The following is a 14,437-nucleotide window of genomic DNA, read 5'->3' as shown; positions in this document are numbered from 1 at the left end:
CCGTTCGGGCGGCCAACAGAGGTCAAGGCGAGGTTCCAGGCAAGGGCCGCCAGTCCAATCACGGTCAAATAAAAAGTACAAAGACTGCCATCTATTCGTGATTGAGCCTGATTCCCAAGCTGACAGTGCGGGTTCGATTCTCGTCACCCGCTCCAGCGTGAAGGCCCTGATCAGGACGTCAGTCCCGGTCAGGGCCTTCGATGTTCCACGAGTGCGGGCCCGGTGGTCCGCCCGGCGGCAAGCCGCCGACAGCCGACGGGTTGCCACGCCCGCATCGGGCAGACAGTCGATCGCGGCCAGGCAATGACGATCGCCAAGGTGGCTGGCGGCCGTCGAGCTTTCGGCGATCGGCTGCCGCACCGGCTACGCCGGCTTGCCCTCGGCCCTCCGGCCTCACCCACACCGCACCGGAACTGACCGCTCAGCGCCGCCTACGCTGTCGCGATGGACGCGGGCAGGGTGTGGCGGCTGTACCGCCGGGGCGAGCTGGCCGGCGAGATCGATGAGCAGACTCACGACTTCCCGTGGACGTACGGCCGATTCCGTCCGCTGCCTGCATTCGAGCCGCTGCGTCCGCTCTTCGTCGCCCGGAACGCCGCCCTCGACGCGGCCGATGACGAGGCCATGATCCGGATCGACGACGAGATTCGGGTCGCCCTCACGATAACCCACCCGGACGGCCACCAGGTGGCCGAGTTTCTTCTCAGCATCGAGGGCGACGAAGCCGGCGCCTATGGTTCTGCACATGAGTGAGAACGCGTTCGTCTTCCCGGCCGTGTCCAGGGCGGACGTGTTGCGGCTCCTGGGTTCCCTCGGTGAGACCCAGTCTGATCAGTGGGTCGCGCCGGGCTCGGTCTTCCTCTGGCTGGTGGAGGAACACCGTGACCTGTACCTCGACTGGGAGCGCGAGATGGTGGCGGAGTTGGAGCGCGTTGTCGGCGAGCGGCCGCCGTGGGCGGTCCAGGTGAACTACCGGTTGTCGCGGCGGCAGGACGCAGTGGCAGCGATCCGGACGCTGCTCGGACGCGGTGGCGTCGCAGTGGACGACTTCGTCGGTCACGTCTGGACGGTCCAGGAAGTCGAGACCGATTCCGTCGTTCGTGGTGGCAGATTCGGCGAGCCGCCGGTTCGCACCTGACGTGCGGACGAGATAGGGCTGCTGACCCCGGCGAGCAGGGCGGTGAGCATCGGGAGAAGCGGCTTATGGTTGAGACGCAGGCCGGCGAGATCGGACGTCGCGAACCAGACCACGGCGTCGTGCTCGTCCGGCGTCCTGCGAGCCGTCGCGAGGCCGCTGCTTGTCGGCCGTCGTCGGTACGATCGCAAGATCCCCATCTGTTGATTAACGGAGAGAACCGTGCAACTGCGCCTGAAGTACGCGCCCGTCCCGGAGAACGCAGCCCGGTTCGCTGGCGACATCGTGGTGTCAGCGGCCCAGGTCAGCGGTGTGCACCTGGACTACACGCCGGACAGCCTGGCATCCGTGGACGCCATCCTCGACGGCTTTCGGGCCGAGGGCCTCATGGCTGGGCAGGTGGCGGAGACCCTCTTCGGCTTCGGTTGCTACGTCGGCGAGGTGTTGAACCGGCATGCCGGTGGACGGTGGCGCGCAACGGCGGCAGACGAACTGACCGTCGTCGGGTGGCCTATGGTGGTGGAGCTCGGCGGGCAGCGCTGGTGCAATCCGATCGCGAAGGCCTTCAAGCGATTGGAGAACGGCCCGGAGGACAGCCTCCGGTACTTCTATGCCGTGTTCGCACCGAGCGGAGCCCGCTAGGGAGGGCGCCGTAGCGCTGATCTCGCCCCCACCGTCGGCGGATCGACTGACACAATGCGGCGTGCGCTCGCGTCTGCGGTTGATCAGGGTGACGACGTCTGCGGTCCAGGTACGGGAGGCGGCCACCGTCGACCTGCCCACGAGTGCGGAGGCAGCCTTCGGCTTCATGGAGGATCCGGCGTCGTCGGTGGCGCTGCACGACTCGACGGAGCTCGGCGTGACGCTGCCCGGCCCGAAGGGAGTCGGCGAGATCCAGGCGTTCGTGGATCGGAGCCCCGGCGGTCGAACGGGCATGATGCACGAGGTGGTCGAGGTGGAACCGGGACGCCGCGCCGTCACCCGCAACCTGACGGCCGGCTGTCCCAGCGGCGGCGTGCTCACCGTTGTGCCGCTCGGGCCCGACTCGTGCCGTCTCACCCAGGAGTTCTGGGCAGAGCTTCCGGCAGGCTCACTGGTGGGCGCCGATGCGCAGGTGCGCCACGAGTACCAGATGTTGCTCGCGGACCTGATGCGGCGGCTCGCCGCCTGGGCCGCTCACGTGCCCCGGGACGCCGCCTAGGTCCAAGGCGGCGAGCACCCCGAAGACAGCGTCCAGGACGGCTTGTCGGTCCGCCGTCACAAGGACGTCGACATCGAGGTGGGAGCCGTGCTCCACGAAATCCATCACGTACACCTCGGCGATGAGTTGCGGGTCGTTGACGGGTCTGTCGGGGGACGAGCGAAAACCGGAGGAGCAGACCCATGGGTACGTTGATCGTGACCGAGTTCCTGACCCTCGACGGCGTGGCGCAGGCGCCCGGCGAGCCCGACGAGGACCGTGACGGCGGTTTCAACCACGGCGGCTGGCAGATGCCGCTGCTGGACGAGGAGTCCGGCGCGGTGATGTTCCAGCAGGCGAGCAGCATGGACGCGCTGCTGCTGGGCCGCAAGACGTACGACATCTTCGCCGGCTACTGGCCGAAGGCGCCGGAGGAGATCCCCTTCACCGGCCTGCTCAACGGCGTGCCCAAGTACGTGGCCAGCCGTACCCTCACCGAGCCGCTGGCCTGGGCGAACTCGACGCTGGTGAACGGTGACCTCGCCGAGCGCGTCACCGAGATCAAGGCCCGCCACGACGAGGTGCACGTGATCGGCAGCCTCGACCTGGCGCAGTCGCTGCTGCGCGCCGGTCTCGTGGACCGGCTCAACCTGTGGGTGTACCCGGTGCTGCTCGGCACCGGCAAGCGGCTGTTCGGCGACGGCACGGTGCCGACCGCGCTGCGGCTCACCGAGTCGGTCACCCACGCCCATGGCACGCTCCAGTTGACGTACGAGCCGGCCGGCGCGCCCGCCTACGGCGACGCGGCCGCGTAGGGCACGTCGAGGTCGAGCGTGTGCCGCAGGCCGGGCTCCCCGTCCAGTTCCACCGGACCGTCCGGTACGAAGCCGGCACGCGTGAGCACCGCCAGTGAGGCCGGGTTTGCCAGCGCCGCCGAGGCGACGAGCCGGCGCAGCCCGTACTCGCTGCGGGCCAGTTCGCAGACGCGCCGTACGCCTTCGCCTGCGAGCCCGCGCCCGGCGGCGCGCTCGGCCACGCGGTAGCCCAGCTCGGCGCTGCCGCCTGCGACGTCGACCAGGTTGAAGCGCCCGAGCACGGCGCCGTAGTCGCCGACCAGCACGTGGAAGTGGCAGGTGCCGCGGTCCTGCTCGGCCAGCAGGGCCGCGTGCCGGGCGGCGTAGCCGGTGAAGAAGTCGTCGCCCCGGTCGGGGACGTACCGGGCGAAGTAGGCCCGGTTCTCCCGCTCGAACCGCAGCACGGCGGGCGCGTGGCGGGCGGCGAGTCGTTCCAGCTCCGGCATCGGGCCAGGTTAGGCGTCGGCCGGGTAGGAACGCAGTTCGATTGTGTTGCCGTCCGGGTCGCTGACGTAGATCGAGGTGGCGGTGCCGCGCGCCCCGAAGCGCGGGACCGGGCCGGTCAGCACCGTGAACACCCCGGAGTCGACCACCCGCTGCCAGTCGACCGGCTCCACGACGAGGCAGAAGTGGTCCACGTTGGACCCGGTCGGGTCGCCCGCGATCAGGTCGATGATGGTGCCGGCGTCGATGCGTACGGACGGGAACGGCACCTCGCCGGCCCGCCACCTGTCGACCCGCACCGGGGCCAGCCCGAGCGTGCCGCAGTAGAAGTCGAGGGAACGCTCGACGTCGCTCACCGAGAGCACGAGATGGTCGAACCCGGTCACCGTCACGAGATCGTTCCGCATGCCGTCAACTCTGGCCCGGCGCGGCGGCGGGACCAACCCCCGATCGCACTACGATCGTTGACTCACGGGCAACGACGGAGGCGCCTTGTGCTGGAGCGGTACGAGATCGAGACGTTCCTGACCCTGGCCGAGGAGCTGCACTTCGGGCGGACCGCCGAGCGGCTGCGGGTGAGCACCGGCCGGGTCAGTCACGTGGTGCGCAAGCTGGAACGCCGCATCGGCGCGCCGCTGTTCGAGCGCACCAGCCGGGTCGTCCGGCTCACCCCCATCGGTGCCCGCCTGGCCGAGGAGATGCGCCCGCTGGTGGCCGGCATCGAGGCGGCGGTGCAGCGGGCCGTGGACGCCGGGCGCGGGCTCACCGGCGAGCTGCGGGTGGCGTACGTCGGCGAGTCGACAGCGCCGGTGCTGCTGCGGGCGGTCGCGCTGTTCACCGAGCGCCATCCGGACTGCGAGGTGCACGTGCACGAGGCGCCGCTGGTCAGCACCCGGTCGAGCCTGCTGGACGGCACCATCGACGTGCTGATCGCCTCGTACCCCTTCGACGGCATGGCGAACGGCCCGGTGCTGCTGCGCGAGCGCCGGGTGCTCGCGGTGGCCGCGGGCCATCCGCTCGCGGCCGAGGAGTCGGTGTCGCTGGAGGCGCTCGGCGACCATCCGGTGGTGCAGTACCCGGCGGTGACGTCGACCGCGTTCAAGCAGGACCGCACGCCGGACCGCACCCCGTCCGGCCGTCCGGTGCCGAAGGGCCCGGTGGGTGGCAGCTTCTCCGAGATGCTGGCGCTCGTCGCGCTCGGGCGCGGGGTGCTGCCGGTGGGTGAGCAGGCCCGGCAGTTCTACGCCCGCCCGGACGTGGCCTACGTGCCGATCCATGACGCGCCGCCGATCTGTCGCGGTCCGGTGTGGCCGGCCGGGAACACCACATCCCGGGTACGCGAGTTCGTCCGCGCAGCAGCCGACGCCAACCCGCTCCCTGACGCGGCTTGACCCGTCCCCTGCGGCAAGGCCCAGCGTGATCGGTGCCGGTCGCGGTGACCGGCACGAGGAGCGCGAGGGAGGCACGGTGCGACTGCTGACCATCGGGGCGTTCGCCAGCGCGACCGGCCTGAGCGCCAAGGCGCTGCGCATCTACGACGACTGCGGGCTGCTGCCCCCGGCCGCGGTGGACCCGCACTCGGGCTACCGCTACTACGCGCCGGAGCAGGCGGACCGGGCGCGGCTGATCGCCGGGCTGCGCCGGGCGGGGATGCCGCTGGCCGAGATCCGTACCGTCTGCGGCCTGCCGCCCGCGGCCGCCGCCGAAGCGCTCGACGCCTGGTGGCGGCGGGTCAGCGCGGACACCGCGGCGCGCGGCCGGGCCGTCGCGCTCCTCGTCGACACGCTCAGCGAGAGGGGCACCACCATGTCCGAGACGATCTTCCGGTACGCGACGCGCTGCGAGACCGGCACGGTCCGCGACTCCAACGAGGACACCGCGTACGCGAGCGCAGCGCTGCTCGCTGTCGCCGACGGCGTACGCGGTCCGGCCGGGTCCACCGCCAGTGCGGAGGCGGTGGACGCGCTGCGGCCGCTGGAGCAGACGGACGAGTCGCAGGCCGACCTGCTCGCCGCGCTTGCCGACGCGGTGAGCCGGGCCGACCGGGCGGTACGCGCGCACGCCACCGGCGCCGACCAGCCTGCCACCACGCTCACCGCGCTCGTGCGACGTGGCACCCGGCTGGCGCTCGTGCACGTCGGGGACAGCCGGGCGTACCTGCTGCGCGGCGGTGAGCTGTCCCGGCTCACCCAGGACCACACGTACGTGCAGACGCTCGTCGACCAGGGCCGGCTCACCCCGGCCGAGGCGGGATCGCATCCGCAGCGGGCGCTGCTGGCCCGGGCGCTCGGCGCGGGCGCGGAGGTCGAGGCGGACCTGGCGCTGCGGACCGCGCTGCCCGGCGACCGCTACCTGCTCTGCTCCGACGGCCTCTCCGCCGTGGTGGAGCCGGGCGCGCTGCACGCCGCGCTGACGGAGGCGGACGATCCGGAGAGCGCCGTCGAGCGCCTGGTCGAGCTGGCGTACGCGGCCGGCGCACCGGACAACATCGCCTGCGTGGTGGCCGATCTGGCGGCGTGATCACCGCGACCCGGGTCGGAGTGTCCGACCCGGGTCGTACCCTGGCGGGCATGCGAATCGGCATCGTGATCCTGCCTGACCAGCGCTGGTCGGAAGCACGTCGGCGGTGGGCCCAGGTGGACGAGTGGGGCTTCGACCACGCCTGGACCTACGACCACCTGGGCTGGCGTGACCTTGTCGACGGGCCGTGGTTCGACTCGTGGACGACGCTGACCGCGGCGGCCGGCGTGACGTCCCGGGTCAAGCTGGGGACGCTCGTGGCCTCGCCGAACTTCCGGCACCCGGTGGCGTTCGCCCGGCAGGTGACGGCGCTCGACGACGTGTCCGACGGCCGCGTGCTGCTCGGCCTGGGCGCGGGGGGCATCGGCTTCGACTCGGCGGTGCTCGGCGGCGAGACGCTGCCGCCCCGGCAGCGCGTGGACCGGTTCGCCGAGTTCATCGAGCTGCTCGACGCGATCCTGCGGGAGGACGGCACGACCTGGCGCGGGGACTGGTTCACCGCAGTCGACGCGCGCAACAACCCGGGGTGTGTCCAGCAGCCCCGGGTGCCGTTCGTGGTGGCCGCGAACGGTCCCCGCTCGATGCGGCTGGCCGCCCGGTTCGGGCAGGGCTGGGTGACCATCGGGCAGGGCAGCGACGATGTGGAGAGCTGGTGGCGGACGGTCACGGAGCTGTCCGAGCGGATGGACCGCACGCTGGAGCAGGCCGGCCGTGACCCGGCGACGCTGGACCGCTACCTCTCGCTCGACTCCGCTCCGATGTTCTCGCTGACCAGCGCCGACTTCTTCGCCGAGCAGGTGGCCCGGGCGGCCCGGCTGGGCTTCACCGACGTGGTGACGCACTGGCCCCGGGCCAGCAGTTGGTACGCGGGCGACGAGGCGGTGCTGGTGGAGGCGGCGGCGCTGCTGCCGGAGCTGCGCCGGGCCGGTTAGGTGCCGACGCTGCCCTCGGTGGAGACCACCCGGAACCGGAGGCAGACGATCCGGGTGTCGTCGGTGACCGGCGTGCCCTGCCGGGCCCAGTAGGCGCCGTGGCCCTCGCGCCACTCCTCAATCGACCTGTCGCCCTCGCCCTCGGCGCGGGCGAAGTCCCACGGCACGTCGGCGAAGCGCACCACCTCGACGCCTGTGACCTCCACGACGGCGACGAACCGGTCGTTGTCGTCGACCAGGACCAGTCGCTCGCCGACGTGCTCCAGTTCCTCGTTCTCGTCGTCGTACTCCTGCACGAGGCCGGCGGTGGCGGTCTTCACGCCGGAGAGCACGAGGGTGTTGAGCCGGGTGCGCAGCTCACCGGGCGTGCCGAGGGCGAGTGCGCGCAATCCACCGATGCGGGGCCACATGCCGCCGACGCTACGGCACGCTCCGCCACCGCCGGCGGCTCACGGCAGGTCGGCGCCGGTGATCAGGGCGCGCAGCCTGAGCCGCGCGGCGACCTCGGGCGGGCAGGTCGCGACGAGCGCGGCAGCGCCGACCAGGTCGGCCCCGGCGTCCCGGACGACCCGGCACAGTGCGTCGAGTTGCGCGCCGGTGTCGACCCAGTCGTCGACGAGCAGCACCCGGTCGCCGGTGCCGAGCCGCCTGCTGTCCACGCCGACCCGCAGCCGCCGCCCCCGGTAGTCGGGGGGTGTGTCGGCCCAGCGCGTCGGCCCGGCCCGGCGCCGCTCGCCGCCGTCCTTGTACGCGGGCAGGAAACCGGCTCCGGCGGCGACCGCGACGAGCGGGCCGAGCAGCAGCCCGGTCACCTCGGGCGCGATCACGACGGTCGGGCGGGCGTCCGGAAAGAGCCCGGCCAGCGCCGGGCCGACCTGGGCGAGCACCTCGGGGTCACGCCACCAGCCGGAGGTGTCGCTGACCAGGTGGGTGCTGCCGGGGCCGGGGTCGATCCACCGGAACAGCTCGACCAGGCGACGGTTCAGCACGGTTTCCATCCTCGCGGATCGGTGGGCCGTTCGGCCGATCGAGCGTGGCGTGATCGGCTACACGTACCGGGGTAAATACGGGCATAGCACCATGATCACGTTGACTTCGGAAGTGCTTCTCTCGTTACGGTCCGGGCCGGTTTGTTCAGTTGACGAAAGGACCGGGCCGGTGGCTGCTAGGCACCTTCGTACCCGCAAGTTCTCCTCGCCCGCCGCCATCGCCGCGACCGCGGCGGTCGGCATGGCGCTCGCGGTCGGCGGTACCGTCGGCGCCGTGCGGCTCACCTCCGCCGAGCCGCCCGCCGAGCCGGTCGCGGTCGCGACGCTGCCCAGCACGCCCGCCCCCACCTCGGCGGCCCCCTCGCCGAGCGCGTCGGCCTCGCCGAGCGCGAGCCTCAGCCCGTCGCCGACGGCCACCGCGAGCCCGAAGTCGAGCCGGACCCAGGCGGCCTCCCGGAGCAAGGCCCGGACCGCCTCCCCGTCGCCGACGGCGAAGAAGACCAGCAGCCCGAAGGTCGTGGACAGCGGCTCCTGCGGCGCGTCCTTCTACGCCGAGGGTCAGATGACCGCGAACGGCGAGTCGTTCAACCCGAACGCGCTGACCGCCGCGCACAAGACGCTGCCGTTCAACACGAAGGTCCGGGTCACCAACCCGGACAACGGCAAGTCGGTGGTGGTGCGGATCAACGACCGGGGCCCGTTCATCGAGGGCCGGTGCCTGGACCTGTCCCGCGCCGCGTTCGCGTCCATCGCCGCCACCGGTCTCGGGCACATCCAGGTCCGGTACGAGGTCCTCGGCTGACCGTCCACTCGGCCAGAACTTCCACGGCCGACGGGCCAGGTTCATTCTCCCGTTCACGTCCATCAGGCATGCTGTCCGATGTACGCACGCAACCCTTCCAGCCGGGCCGTCGCCCGCTGAGCCCCGGATCCCGCGCCGGCCTCGGCGCGGCCCTCGGGCTGCTCGCGATCGTCGCCGCGGCGGAACTGGCCGACGGCCGTCCGGCGCACTACCTCGCGCTGATGGTCATCGCGCCGTTCCTGGCGGCGGCGCTGGCCTCCTGGCGGGTGGTGCTCGCGATGGGCGGGCTGGCCACCGCCGTCGGTGTCGCCTTCGCCCTCGCCGAGCGGGGCACCACGCTGGTGACCGCCGTGAACGTGACAGCCATCGCGGTGGGGACTGTCGTCGCCGCGGCCACGGCGGCGGTACGCCAGCGGCAGGTGGACCGCATCGCGGAGCTGTCCCGGCTCGCCTCGGTGGCCCAGCAGGCGGTGCTGCGCCCGCTCGGACCGCAGGTCGGCACGCTCGCGGTGGCCGCCCGGTACATCTCCTCGACCGCTACCGCCGAGATCGGCGGCGACCTGTACGAGGCGATGGACACCCCGTACGGCGTCCGCATGATCATCGGTGACGTCCGGGGCAAGGGGCTGGACGCGGTCCGCCTGGCCAGCATCGTGCTCGGTTCCTACCGGCACGTCGCGTACGAGCGGGCCGACCTGCGCGCGGTGGTGACCGACCTGGACCGCGCGGTGGCCCGCAACGTCGGCGACGAGGACTTCGTCACCGCGGCGCTGGTCGAGGAGCGCGGCGGCACCCTCACGATTGTCAACTGCGGGCACCCGCCGCCGTTGCTGCTGCGCCGGGGCGCGGTGATCCCGCTGGAGCCGCCCGCGCCCGCGCCGCCGCTCGGCTTCATGCCGGTGGTCCGGCCGCGCGTGGAGCGGCTGGAGCCGGGCGACCGGCTGCTGCTGTTCACCGACGGGCTGGGCGAGGCGCGCCGGGACGGCGAGTTCTTCCCCACCGCCGACCGGGCCTGGCGGCTGCTCGGCCACGGCACCGTCGCCGACGGGCTGGCCTCGCTGGAGACCGCCCTGGTCGAGTGGGTGCACGGCCGGCTCGACGACGACATCGCGCTGGTCCTGATGGAGTACGCCGGCCCGTACAGCGCCACCGCGACGCCGGTGCCGAGCTGGGAGGTCGGCGCCGCCGACGGATGAACGGGAAGTGTGTAATCGCTGTCACTTCCGAGATCCGCTTGTCGTTGCCTACCGGTGAGTAATACAGTCTGGAGTTACTGATCGGTAACACCTGTCCGGAAGCGGGGCCAGCGAGCATGACCCACTACAAGAGCAACGTGCGGGACCTCGAGTTCAACCTGTTCGAGGTATTCGGGGCGGACCGGACGCTCGGCCAGGCCCCGTTCACGGACCTGGACGTCGACACCGCCCGCAGCTTCCTCGGCGAGGTCGACCGCCTCGCCCGCGAGGACCTGGCTGCCAGCTACACGGACAGCGACCGCAACCCGCCGGTCTTCGACCCGGCGACGTTCACCGCGCCGCTGCCGGAGTCGTTCAAGAAGTCGTACAAGGCGTTCATGGACTCCGAGTTCTGGCGCCTCGACCTGCCGGAGTCCCTGGGCGGCACCAACGCCCCGCGTGCCCTCTGGTGGTCGCTCGCCGAACTGGTGCTCGGCGCCAACGCCCCGATCTGGATGTACGCCTCCGGCCCGTCCTTCGCCCACGTGCTGCACGTCGAGGGCACCGAGGAGCAGAAGAAGTGGGCCCGGCTGTTCATCGACAAGCAGTGGGGCTCGACCATGGTCCTCACCGAGCCGGACGCCGGCTCGGACGTGGGCGCCGGCCGTACCCGCGCGATCCAGCAGCCGGACGGCTCGTGGCACATCGAGGGCGTGAAGCGCTTCATCACCTCCGGTGAGCACGACCTGAGCGACAACATCGTCCACTACGTGCTGGCCCGCCCGGTCGGCGTCGAGGGCGTCGGTGGCCCGGGCACCAAGGGCCTGTCGCTGTTCGTCGTGCCGAAGTACCACTTCGACGCCGAGACCGGCGAGCTGGGCGAGCGCAACGGCGTCTACGCCACCAACGTCGAGCACAAGATGGGCCTGAAGGTCTCGAACACCTGCGAGGTGACCTTCGGCGAGCACGGCGTACCGGCCAAGGGCTGGCTGCTGGGTGAGAAGCACGACGGCATCCGCCAGATGTTCATGATCATCGAGTACGCCCGGATGCTGGTCGGCACCAAGGCGATCGCTACGCTCTCCACCGGCTACCTGAACGCGCTGGAGTACGCCAAGAACCGGGTGCAGGGCGCCGACCTCACCCAGATGGCCGACAAGACCGCGCCGCGGGTGACCATCACCAACCACCCGGACGTGCGCCGCTCGCTGCTGCTGCAGAAGTCGTACGCCGAGGGCCTGCGCGCGCTCGTCTGCTACACCGCGACCTGGCAGGACAAGGTCACGATCGCCGAGGCGGCCGGTGACGAGAAGGCCACCAAGCTGGCCAAGCGCGTCAACGACCTGCTCCTGCCGCTGGTCAAGGGCGTCGGTTCGGAGCGGGCGTACGAGCTGCTCGGCCACGAGGCGCTGCAGACCTTCGGCGGCTCCGGCTTCCTCCAGGACTACCCGCTGGAGCAGTACGTCCGGGACGCCAAGATCGACACCCTGTACGAGGGCACCACGGCGATCCAGAGCCTGGACCTGATCTTCCGTAAGATCGTCCGGGACAACGGCAAGGCCCTGATGGCTGTCGCCGCCGAGATCCAGGAGCACATCACCTCCGAGGCCGGCAACGGCCAGCTCAAGGAGGAGCGGCAGGCGCTCGGCAAGGCGCTCGCCGAGATCCAGAACATCCTCGGCGTGATGACCGGCTGGCTGGGCGAGGCCCAGGGTGGCGACACCCGCGCCCTCTACAAGGTCGGCCTGAGCAGCCGCCGGTTCCTGCTCGCGATCGGCGACCTGGTGGTCGGCTGGCTGCTGCAGAAGCAGGCGGACGTGGCGCTGAAGGCGCTGGCCGGCGAGGTCTCCGCGGCCGACAAGTCCTTCTACACCGGCAAGGTCGCCGCCGCCCGGTTCTTCGCCCGCGAGGTGCTGCCCCGCATCGGCGCGGACCGGCGGATCATCGAGGGCACCGACCTGGAGATCATGGACCTCCCGGAGGAGGCTTTCTGAGCCCTTCCGGGGGCTTTCACCCCTGAAGCGTCACTCTCCCCCTCATGACGACGGCCGGCGGGCCCCAGCCCGCCGGCCGTCGTCATGCGTGCGCCCCGGGCGGATAGGCGGCCCGGTGGCGGGTAACCGTCGCGGACCACGACCGGAGTACGCCCAAGGCCATCGCACGGGGGAGTGCAGCGCACATGGGCATTGGTAGCGCCATCTTTCTCATCGCGCTCGGCGCGATCATGACCTTCGCCATCCGGGCCAACGTCTGGTGGATCGACCTGCGCGCGGTCGGCTGGGTCTTCATCCTGGCCGGGCTGGGCGTCCTGCTGACCACGCTGTGGTTCTGGCAGGACCGCCGCAAGCGGGCCCGCACGCTCATCGTGGAGGAGAACCGGCTCTCGCATCCGACCGCGATGATGCCGCCGCCGCCCGACCCGCCGCCGCCGACGGCGCCGCCGTCCTGACGCCGCGTCTCAGCGGCCGATCCGGTCCAGCTCGGCGAGATCCTCGCCGGAGAGGGCCAGCCCGGCGCCGGCGACGTTCTCGCGCAGGTGCGCGACGGACTTGGTGCCGGGGATCAGCAGGATGTTCGGGGAACGGCGCAGCAGCCAGGCCAGGGCGACGCCCATCGGTGTCGCCCCGAGGCGCGCGGCCACTGCCGACAGCGCCGAGGACTGCAGCGGGGTGAAGCCGCCGAGCGGGAAGTACGGCACGTAGGCGACGCCCTGCCGGGCCAGCTCGTCGATCAGGTCGTCGTCTGCGCGGTGCGCCAGGTTGTAGTGGTTCTGCACACAGACGATGGGCGTGATGGCCTGTGCCTCGGTGACCTGTTCCGGCGTCACGTTGCTCAGGCCGAGGTGGCGGATCAGGCCCTCCCGCTGGAGCGCGACGAGCGTCTCCAGCGGCTCGGCGAGTGAGCCGGGCTGCGGGCCCGTGGCGTCGCCGAGCCGCAGGTTGACCAGGTCGAGCCTCTCCAGGCCGAGCGTCTCCAGGTTCTCCCGGACCTGCCGGCGCAGGCTGCGCGGGTCGCGCGCGGTGGGCCAGCCGCCCTGCTCGTCCCGGTCCGCGCCGACCTTGGTGACGACGTGCAGCGACTCCGGGTACGGGTGCAGCGCCTCCCGGATCAGCCGGTTGGTGACGTACGGCCCGTACGCCGCGCTGGTGTCGATGTGGGTGATGCCGAGCGCGACCGCCTCGCGCAGCACCGCGAGGGCGCCGTCGTGGTCCGCCGGTGGTCCCATGACCCACTGGCCGGCGAGCTGCATCGCGCCGTAGCCGAACCGGGTCACGGTCAGGTCGCCCAGCGTCCAGGTGCCGCCGGGAAGGGTGGTGGGGGTCATGCGTGTACCTCTCGTCGTTACGCGACGCCGCCGGGTCGCGGCGGCCGTCCTCCACTATCGGGGTGTTACTTTCTCGTGGGAAGTAGGCACCTGAAAGTGCGTAGCTCACCGGGCGGCAGGAGCAGAAGATGAGCAAGGCCGAGTACGACGCGTTCCTGGCCGGGTGCCCCAGCCGGCAACTGCTCGACCGGATCACCGACAAGTGGGTCGCACTCGTGCTGGCCGCGCTGCGCAGCGACGGCTCGCACCGGTTCGGGGCGGACTGCGCGGGCGACCCACGACCGAGGCGATACTCCGAGCTGTTCCGCACGCTGCCCGGGGTCAGCCAGAAGATGCTCACCCAGACGCTGCGCGCCCTGGAGCGCGACGGTCTGATCACCCGCACCGTCGAGCCGACAGTGCCGGTGACGGTCACCTACGAGATGACCGACCTCGGGTTCTCCCTGCACGAGATGATCCGCGGCCTGAAGTCCTGGGCGGAGGCGCACATGGACGACGTGCTCGCCAACCGGGCGGCGTACGACACCCGCGTCGGCTGAGCATCAGGCGCGGGCGGTGTGGCGGCCGGTGATCGGCGCGGTTCCCGGCCCGAGGTCGGCCCAGCGGGTCGTCGGCCGGTGCACCACAAGGTCGCTGGTCCGCAGCCCGTCCGGGTCGGCCCGCTGCGGGTCGAGCAGCGCCGACAGCAGTGAGATCCCCGGATTGTGGGCGACCAGCAGCACGGTGCCGGCGGTCGGCTCGACGGTCCACAGCAGCTCCAGCAGCTGATCCGGAAGCGCGTCGTACGCGCTCGCCTCGTACCGCACCGCGGGCGCCGAGCCCGCCGGACCGCTCTCCGTCGGCGAACCGCTCATGCCCATCGCCGCGTCGTGCCAGGTCTGCCGGGTACGCCGGGCGGGCGAGCAGAGCACCACGTCGGGGAGCAGCCCGTGCCGGGCCAGCCAGGCCCCGGCGGTGGCCGCGTCGGCGTGCCCCCGCGCGGTGAGTGACCGCTCCACGTCCGGGAGGTCCCCGGACGGCTCGGCCTTGGCGTGCCGCAGCAGCACCAGCGTCCGCTGCCCGTTCCTGCCGTCCGTCATAC

19 protein-coding genes are annotated in these 14,437 nt (G+C 71.8%); 13 read left to right on the top strand and 6 right to left on the bottom strand.

All coding sequences use genetic code 11. The annotated features are described in order from the left end of the window. The first annotated feature begins 444 nt into the window (after positions 1-444). From A4R25_RS22525 to A4R25_RS22505, 5 genes are all read left to right on the top strand, one after another. Complete coding sequence (locus A4R25_RS22525) at positions 445-753, top strand: hypothetical protein (protein ID WP_064447979.1); 309 nt, start codon at positions 445-447, stop codon at positions 751-753. Next, on the top strand, positions 746-1,138 hold the full coding sequence (locus tag A4R25_RS22520) for a hypothetical protein (RefSeq protein ID WP_043327605.1): 393 nt from the start codon (positions 746-748) through the stop codon (positions 1,136-1,138). The genes A4R25_RS22525 and A4R25_RS22520 overlap by 8 nt, the downstream gene beginning before the upstream one ends. A gap of 219 nt (positions 1,139-1,357) precedes the next feature. Continuing rightward, complete coding sequence (locus A4R25_RS22515; RefSeq protein WP_043327604.1) at positions 1,358-1,777, top strand: hypothetical protein; 420 nt, start codon at positions 1,358-1,360, stop codon at positions 1,775-1,777. An 88-nt stretch (positions 1,778-1,865) separates the two neighbouring features. Beyond that, positions 1,866-2,336, top strand: coding sequence for a hypothetical protein (locus A4R25_RS31560; protein WP_043327603.1), 471 nt, complete (start codon positions 1,866-1,868; stop codon positions 2,334-2,336). Between the two features lie 182 nt (positions 2,337-2,518). Beyond that, positions 2,519-3,130, top strand: coding sequence for a dihydrofolate reductase family protein (locus tag A4R25_RS22505; protein ID WP_064447977.1), 612 nt, complete (start codon positions 2,519-2,521; stop codon positions 3,128-3,130). Here the strand turns inward: A4R25_RS22505 and A4R25_RS22500 are convergent. Together A4R25_RS22500 and A4R25_RS22495 are read right to left on the bottom strand one after the other, a co-directional pair. Beyond that, a complete protein-coding gene (locus A4R25_RS22500) occupies positions 3,109-3,615 on the bottom strand; it encodes a GNAT family N-acetyltransferase (RefSeq protein WP_064447976.1) in 507 nt (168 codons plus the stop codon). The two genes, A4R25_RS22505 and A4R25_RS22500, sit on opposite strands and share 22 nt — an antisense overlap. 9 nt (positions 3,616-3,624) lie before the next feature. Next, on the bottom strand, positions 3,625-4,020 hold the full coding sequence (locus tag A4R25_RS22495; protein ID WP_064447975.1) for a VOC family protein: 396 nt from the start codon (positions 4,018-4,020) through the stop codon (positions 3,625-3,627). Between the two features lie 87 nt (positions 4,021-4,107). On the opposite strand from A4R25_RS22495, the gene A4R25_RS22490 reads away from it, so the two are divergent. The 3 genes from A4R25_RS22490 to A4R25_RS22480 all read left to right on the top strand — a co-directional run bounded on the left by A4R25_RS22490 (position 4,108) and on the right by A4R25_RS22480 (position 7,065). Further along, positions 4,108-5,004, top strand: coding sequence for a LysR family transcriptional regulator (locus A4R25_RS22490; RefSeq protein WP_064447974.1), 897 nt, complete (start codon positions 4,108-4,110; stop codon positions 5,002-5,004). 76 nt (positions 5,005-5,080) lie between these two features. After that, on the top strand, positions 5,081-6,133 hold the full coding sequence (locus A4R25_RS22485) for a MerR family transcriptional regulator (RefSeq protein WP_064448123.1): 1,053 nt from the start codon (positions 5,081-5,083) through the stop codon (positions 6,131-6,133). A gap of 50 nt (positions 6,134-6,183) precedes the next feature. Then, entirely contained in the window at positions 6,184-7,065 is an 882-nt protein-coding gene (locus tag A4R25_RS22480; protein WP_064448122.1) for an LLM class flavin-dependent oxidoreductase, read from the top strand. On the opposite strand, the gene A4R25_RS22475 is transcribed toward A4R25_RS22480, so the two are convergent. Both A4R25_RS22475 and A4R25_RS22470 read right to left on the bottom strand, forming a co-directional pair. Further along, complete coding sequence (locus tag A4R25_RS22475) at positions 7,062-7,475, bottom strand: ASCH domain-containing protein (protein WP_064447973.1); 414 nt, start codon at positions 7,473-7,475, stop codon at positions 7,062-7,064. The genes A4R25_RS22480 and A4R25_RS22475 overlap by 4 nt on opposite strands. A 39-nt stretch (positions 7,476-7,514) precedes the next feature. Then, on the bottom strand, positions 7,515-8,063 hold the full coding sequence (locus A4R25_RS22470; protein WP_197494953.1) for a phosphoribosyltransferase family protein: 549 nt from the start codon (positions 8,061-8,063) through the stop codon (positions 7,515-7,517). A 160-nt stretch (positions 8,064-8,223) separates the two neighbouring features. Here A4R25_RS22470 and A4R25_RS22465 point away from each other — a divergent pair, with 160 nt between their 5' ends. The 4 genes from A4R25_RS22465 (at position 8,224) to A4R25_RS22450 (ending at position 12,480) form a co-directional block, all read left to right on the top strand. Beyond that, positions 8,224-8,856: a septal ring lytic transglycosylase RlpA family protein gene (locus A4R25_RS22465; protein ID WP_064447972.1), complete on the top strand. Its 633-nt coding sequence runs from the start codon at positions 8,224-8,226 to the stop codon at positions 8,854-8,856. A gap of 68 nt (positions 8,857-8,924) precedes the next feature. Beyond that, positions 8,925-10,052, top strand: a complete 1,128-nt coding sequence (locus A4R25_RS22460) for a PP2C family protein-serine/threonine phosphatase (RefSeq protein ID WP_043327596.1) — start codon at positions 8,925-8,927, stop codon at positions 10,050-10,052. 116 nt (positions 10,053-10,168) lie between these two features. Continuing rightward, on the top strand, positions 10,169-12,025 hold the full coding sequence (locus A4R25_RS22455) for an acyl-CoA dehydrogenase (protein ID WP_043327595.1): 1,857 nt from the start codon (positions 10,169-10,171) through the stop codon (positions 12,023-12,025). A gap of 185 nt (positions 12,026-12,210) precedes the next feature. Beyond that, positions 12,211-12,480 carry a DUF6458 family protein gene (locus tag A4R25_RS22450; RefSeq protein ID WP_013283345.1) on the top strand — a complete coding sequence of 90 codons (270 nt, stop codon included), beginning with the start codon at positions 12,211-12,213 and terminating at the stop codon, positions 12,478-12,480. Positions 12,481-12,489: 9 nt separating this feature from the next. Here A4R25_RS22450 and A4R25_RS22445 read toward each other — a convergent pair whose 3' ends face one another. Continuing rightward, positions 12,490-13,356 (bottom strand): aldo/keto reductase family oxidoreductase, encoded by an 867-nt coding sequence (locus A4R25_RS22445; RefSeq protein WP_064447971.1) that lies wholly within the window; start codon positions 13,354-13,356, stop codon positions 12,490-12,492. A gap of 128 nt (positions 13,357-13,484) precedes the next feature. Between A4R25_RS22445 and A4R25_RS22440 the strand changes: the two genes are divergently transcribed. After that, positions 13,485-13,895, top strand: coding sequence for a helix-turn-helix domain-containing protein (locus A4R25_RS22440; RefSeq protein ID WP_043327593.1), 411 nt, complete (start codon positions 13,485-13,487; stop codon positions 13,893-13,895). Between the two features lie 3 nt (positions 13,896-13,898). Here the strand turns inward: A4R25_RS22440 and A4R25_RS22435 are convergent, their stop codons facing one another. Continuing rightward, positions 13,899-14,435 carry a histidine phosphatase family protein gene (locus A4R25_RS22435; RefSeq protein ID WP_043327592.1) on the bottom strand — a complete coding sequence of 179 codons (537 nt, stop codon included), beginning with the start codon at positions 14,433-14,435 and terminating at the stop codon, positions 13,899-13,901. Between the last annotated feature and the right edge of the window lie 2 nt (positions 14,436-14,437).

The organism is Micromonospora sp. NBRC 110037, from assembly GCF_001652995.1.
Classification (GTDB): Bacteria; Actinomycetota; Actinomycetes; order Mycobacteriales; family Micromonosporaceae; genus Micromonospora; species Micromonospora chalcea.
This window is presented reverse-complemented; position numbering and strand designations above follow the sequence as displayed.

Excerpts from the sequence above, each read along its gene's own strand:
- A4R25_RS22435 (WP_043327592.1), bottom strand. The coding sequence starts at position 14,435 with ATGACGGACGGCAGGAACGGGCAGCGGACGCTGGTGCTGCTGCGGCAC.
- A4R25_RS22440 (WP_043327593.1), top strand. The coding sequence starts at position 13,485 with ATGAGCAAGGCCGAGTACGACGCGTTCCTGGCCGGGTGCCCCAGCCGG.
- A4R25_RS22500 (WP_064447976.1), bottom strand. The coding sequence starts at position 3,615 with ATGCCGGAGCTGGAACGACTCGCCGCCCGCCACGCGCCCGCCGTGCTG.
- A4R25_RS22475 (WP_064447973.1), bottom strand. The coding sequence starts at position 7,475 with ATGTGGCCCCGCATCGGTGGATTGCGCGCACTCGCCCTCGGCACGCCC.
- A4R25_RS22480 (WP_064448122.1), top strand. The coding sequence starts at position 6,184 with ATGCGAATCGGCATCGTGATCCTGCCTGACCAGCGCTGGTCGGAAGCA.
- A4R25_RS22450 (WP_013283345.1), top strand. The coding sequence starts at position 12,211 with ATGGGCATTGGTAGCGCCATCTTTCTCATCGCGCTCGGCGCGATCATG.
- A4R25_RS22460 (WP_043327596.1), top strand. The coding sequence starts at position 8,925 with ATGCTGTCCGATGTACGCACGCAACCCTTCCAGCCGGGCCGTCGCCCG.
- A4R25_RS22520 (WP_043327605.1), top strand. The coding sequence starts at position 746 with ATGAGTGAGAACGCGTTCGTCTTCCCGGCCGTGTCCAGGGCGGACGTG.
- A4R25_RS22505 (WP_064447977.1), top strand. The coding sequence starts at position 2,519 with ATGGGTACGTTGATCGTGACCGAGTTCCTGACCCTCGACGGCGTGGCG.
- A4R25_RS22445 (WP_064447971.1), bottom strand. The coding sequence starts at position 13,356 with ATGACCCCCACCACCCTTCCCGGCGGCACCTGGACGCTGGGCGACCTG.
- A4R25_RS22455 (WP_043327595.1), top strand. The coding sequence starts at position 10,169 with ATGACCCACTACAAGAGCAACGTGCGGGACCTCGAGTTCAACCTGTTC.
- A4R25_RS22525 (WP_064447979.1), top strand. The coding sequence starts at position 445 with ATGGACGCGGGCAGGGTGTGGCGGCTGTACCGCCGGGGCGAGCTGGCC.
- A4R25_RS22470 (WP_197494953.1), bottom strand. The coding sequence starts at position 8,063 with ATGGAAACCGTGCTGAACCGTCGCCTGGTCGAGCTGTTCCGGTGGATC.
- A4R25_RS22495 (WP_064447975.1), bottom strand. The coding sequence starts at position 4,020 with ATGCGGAACGATCTCGTGACGGTGACCGGGTTCGACCATCTCGTGCTC.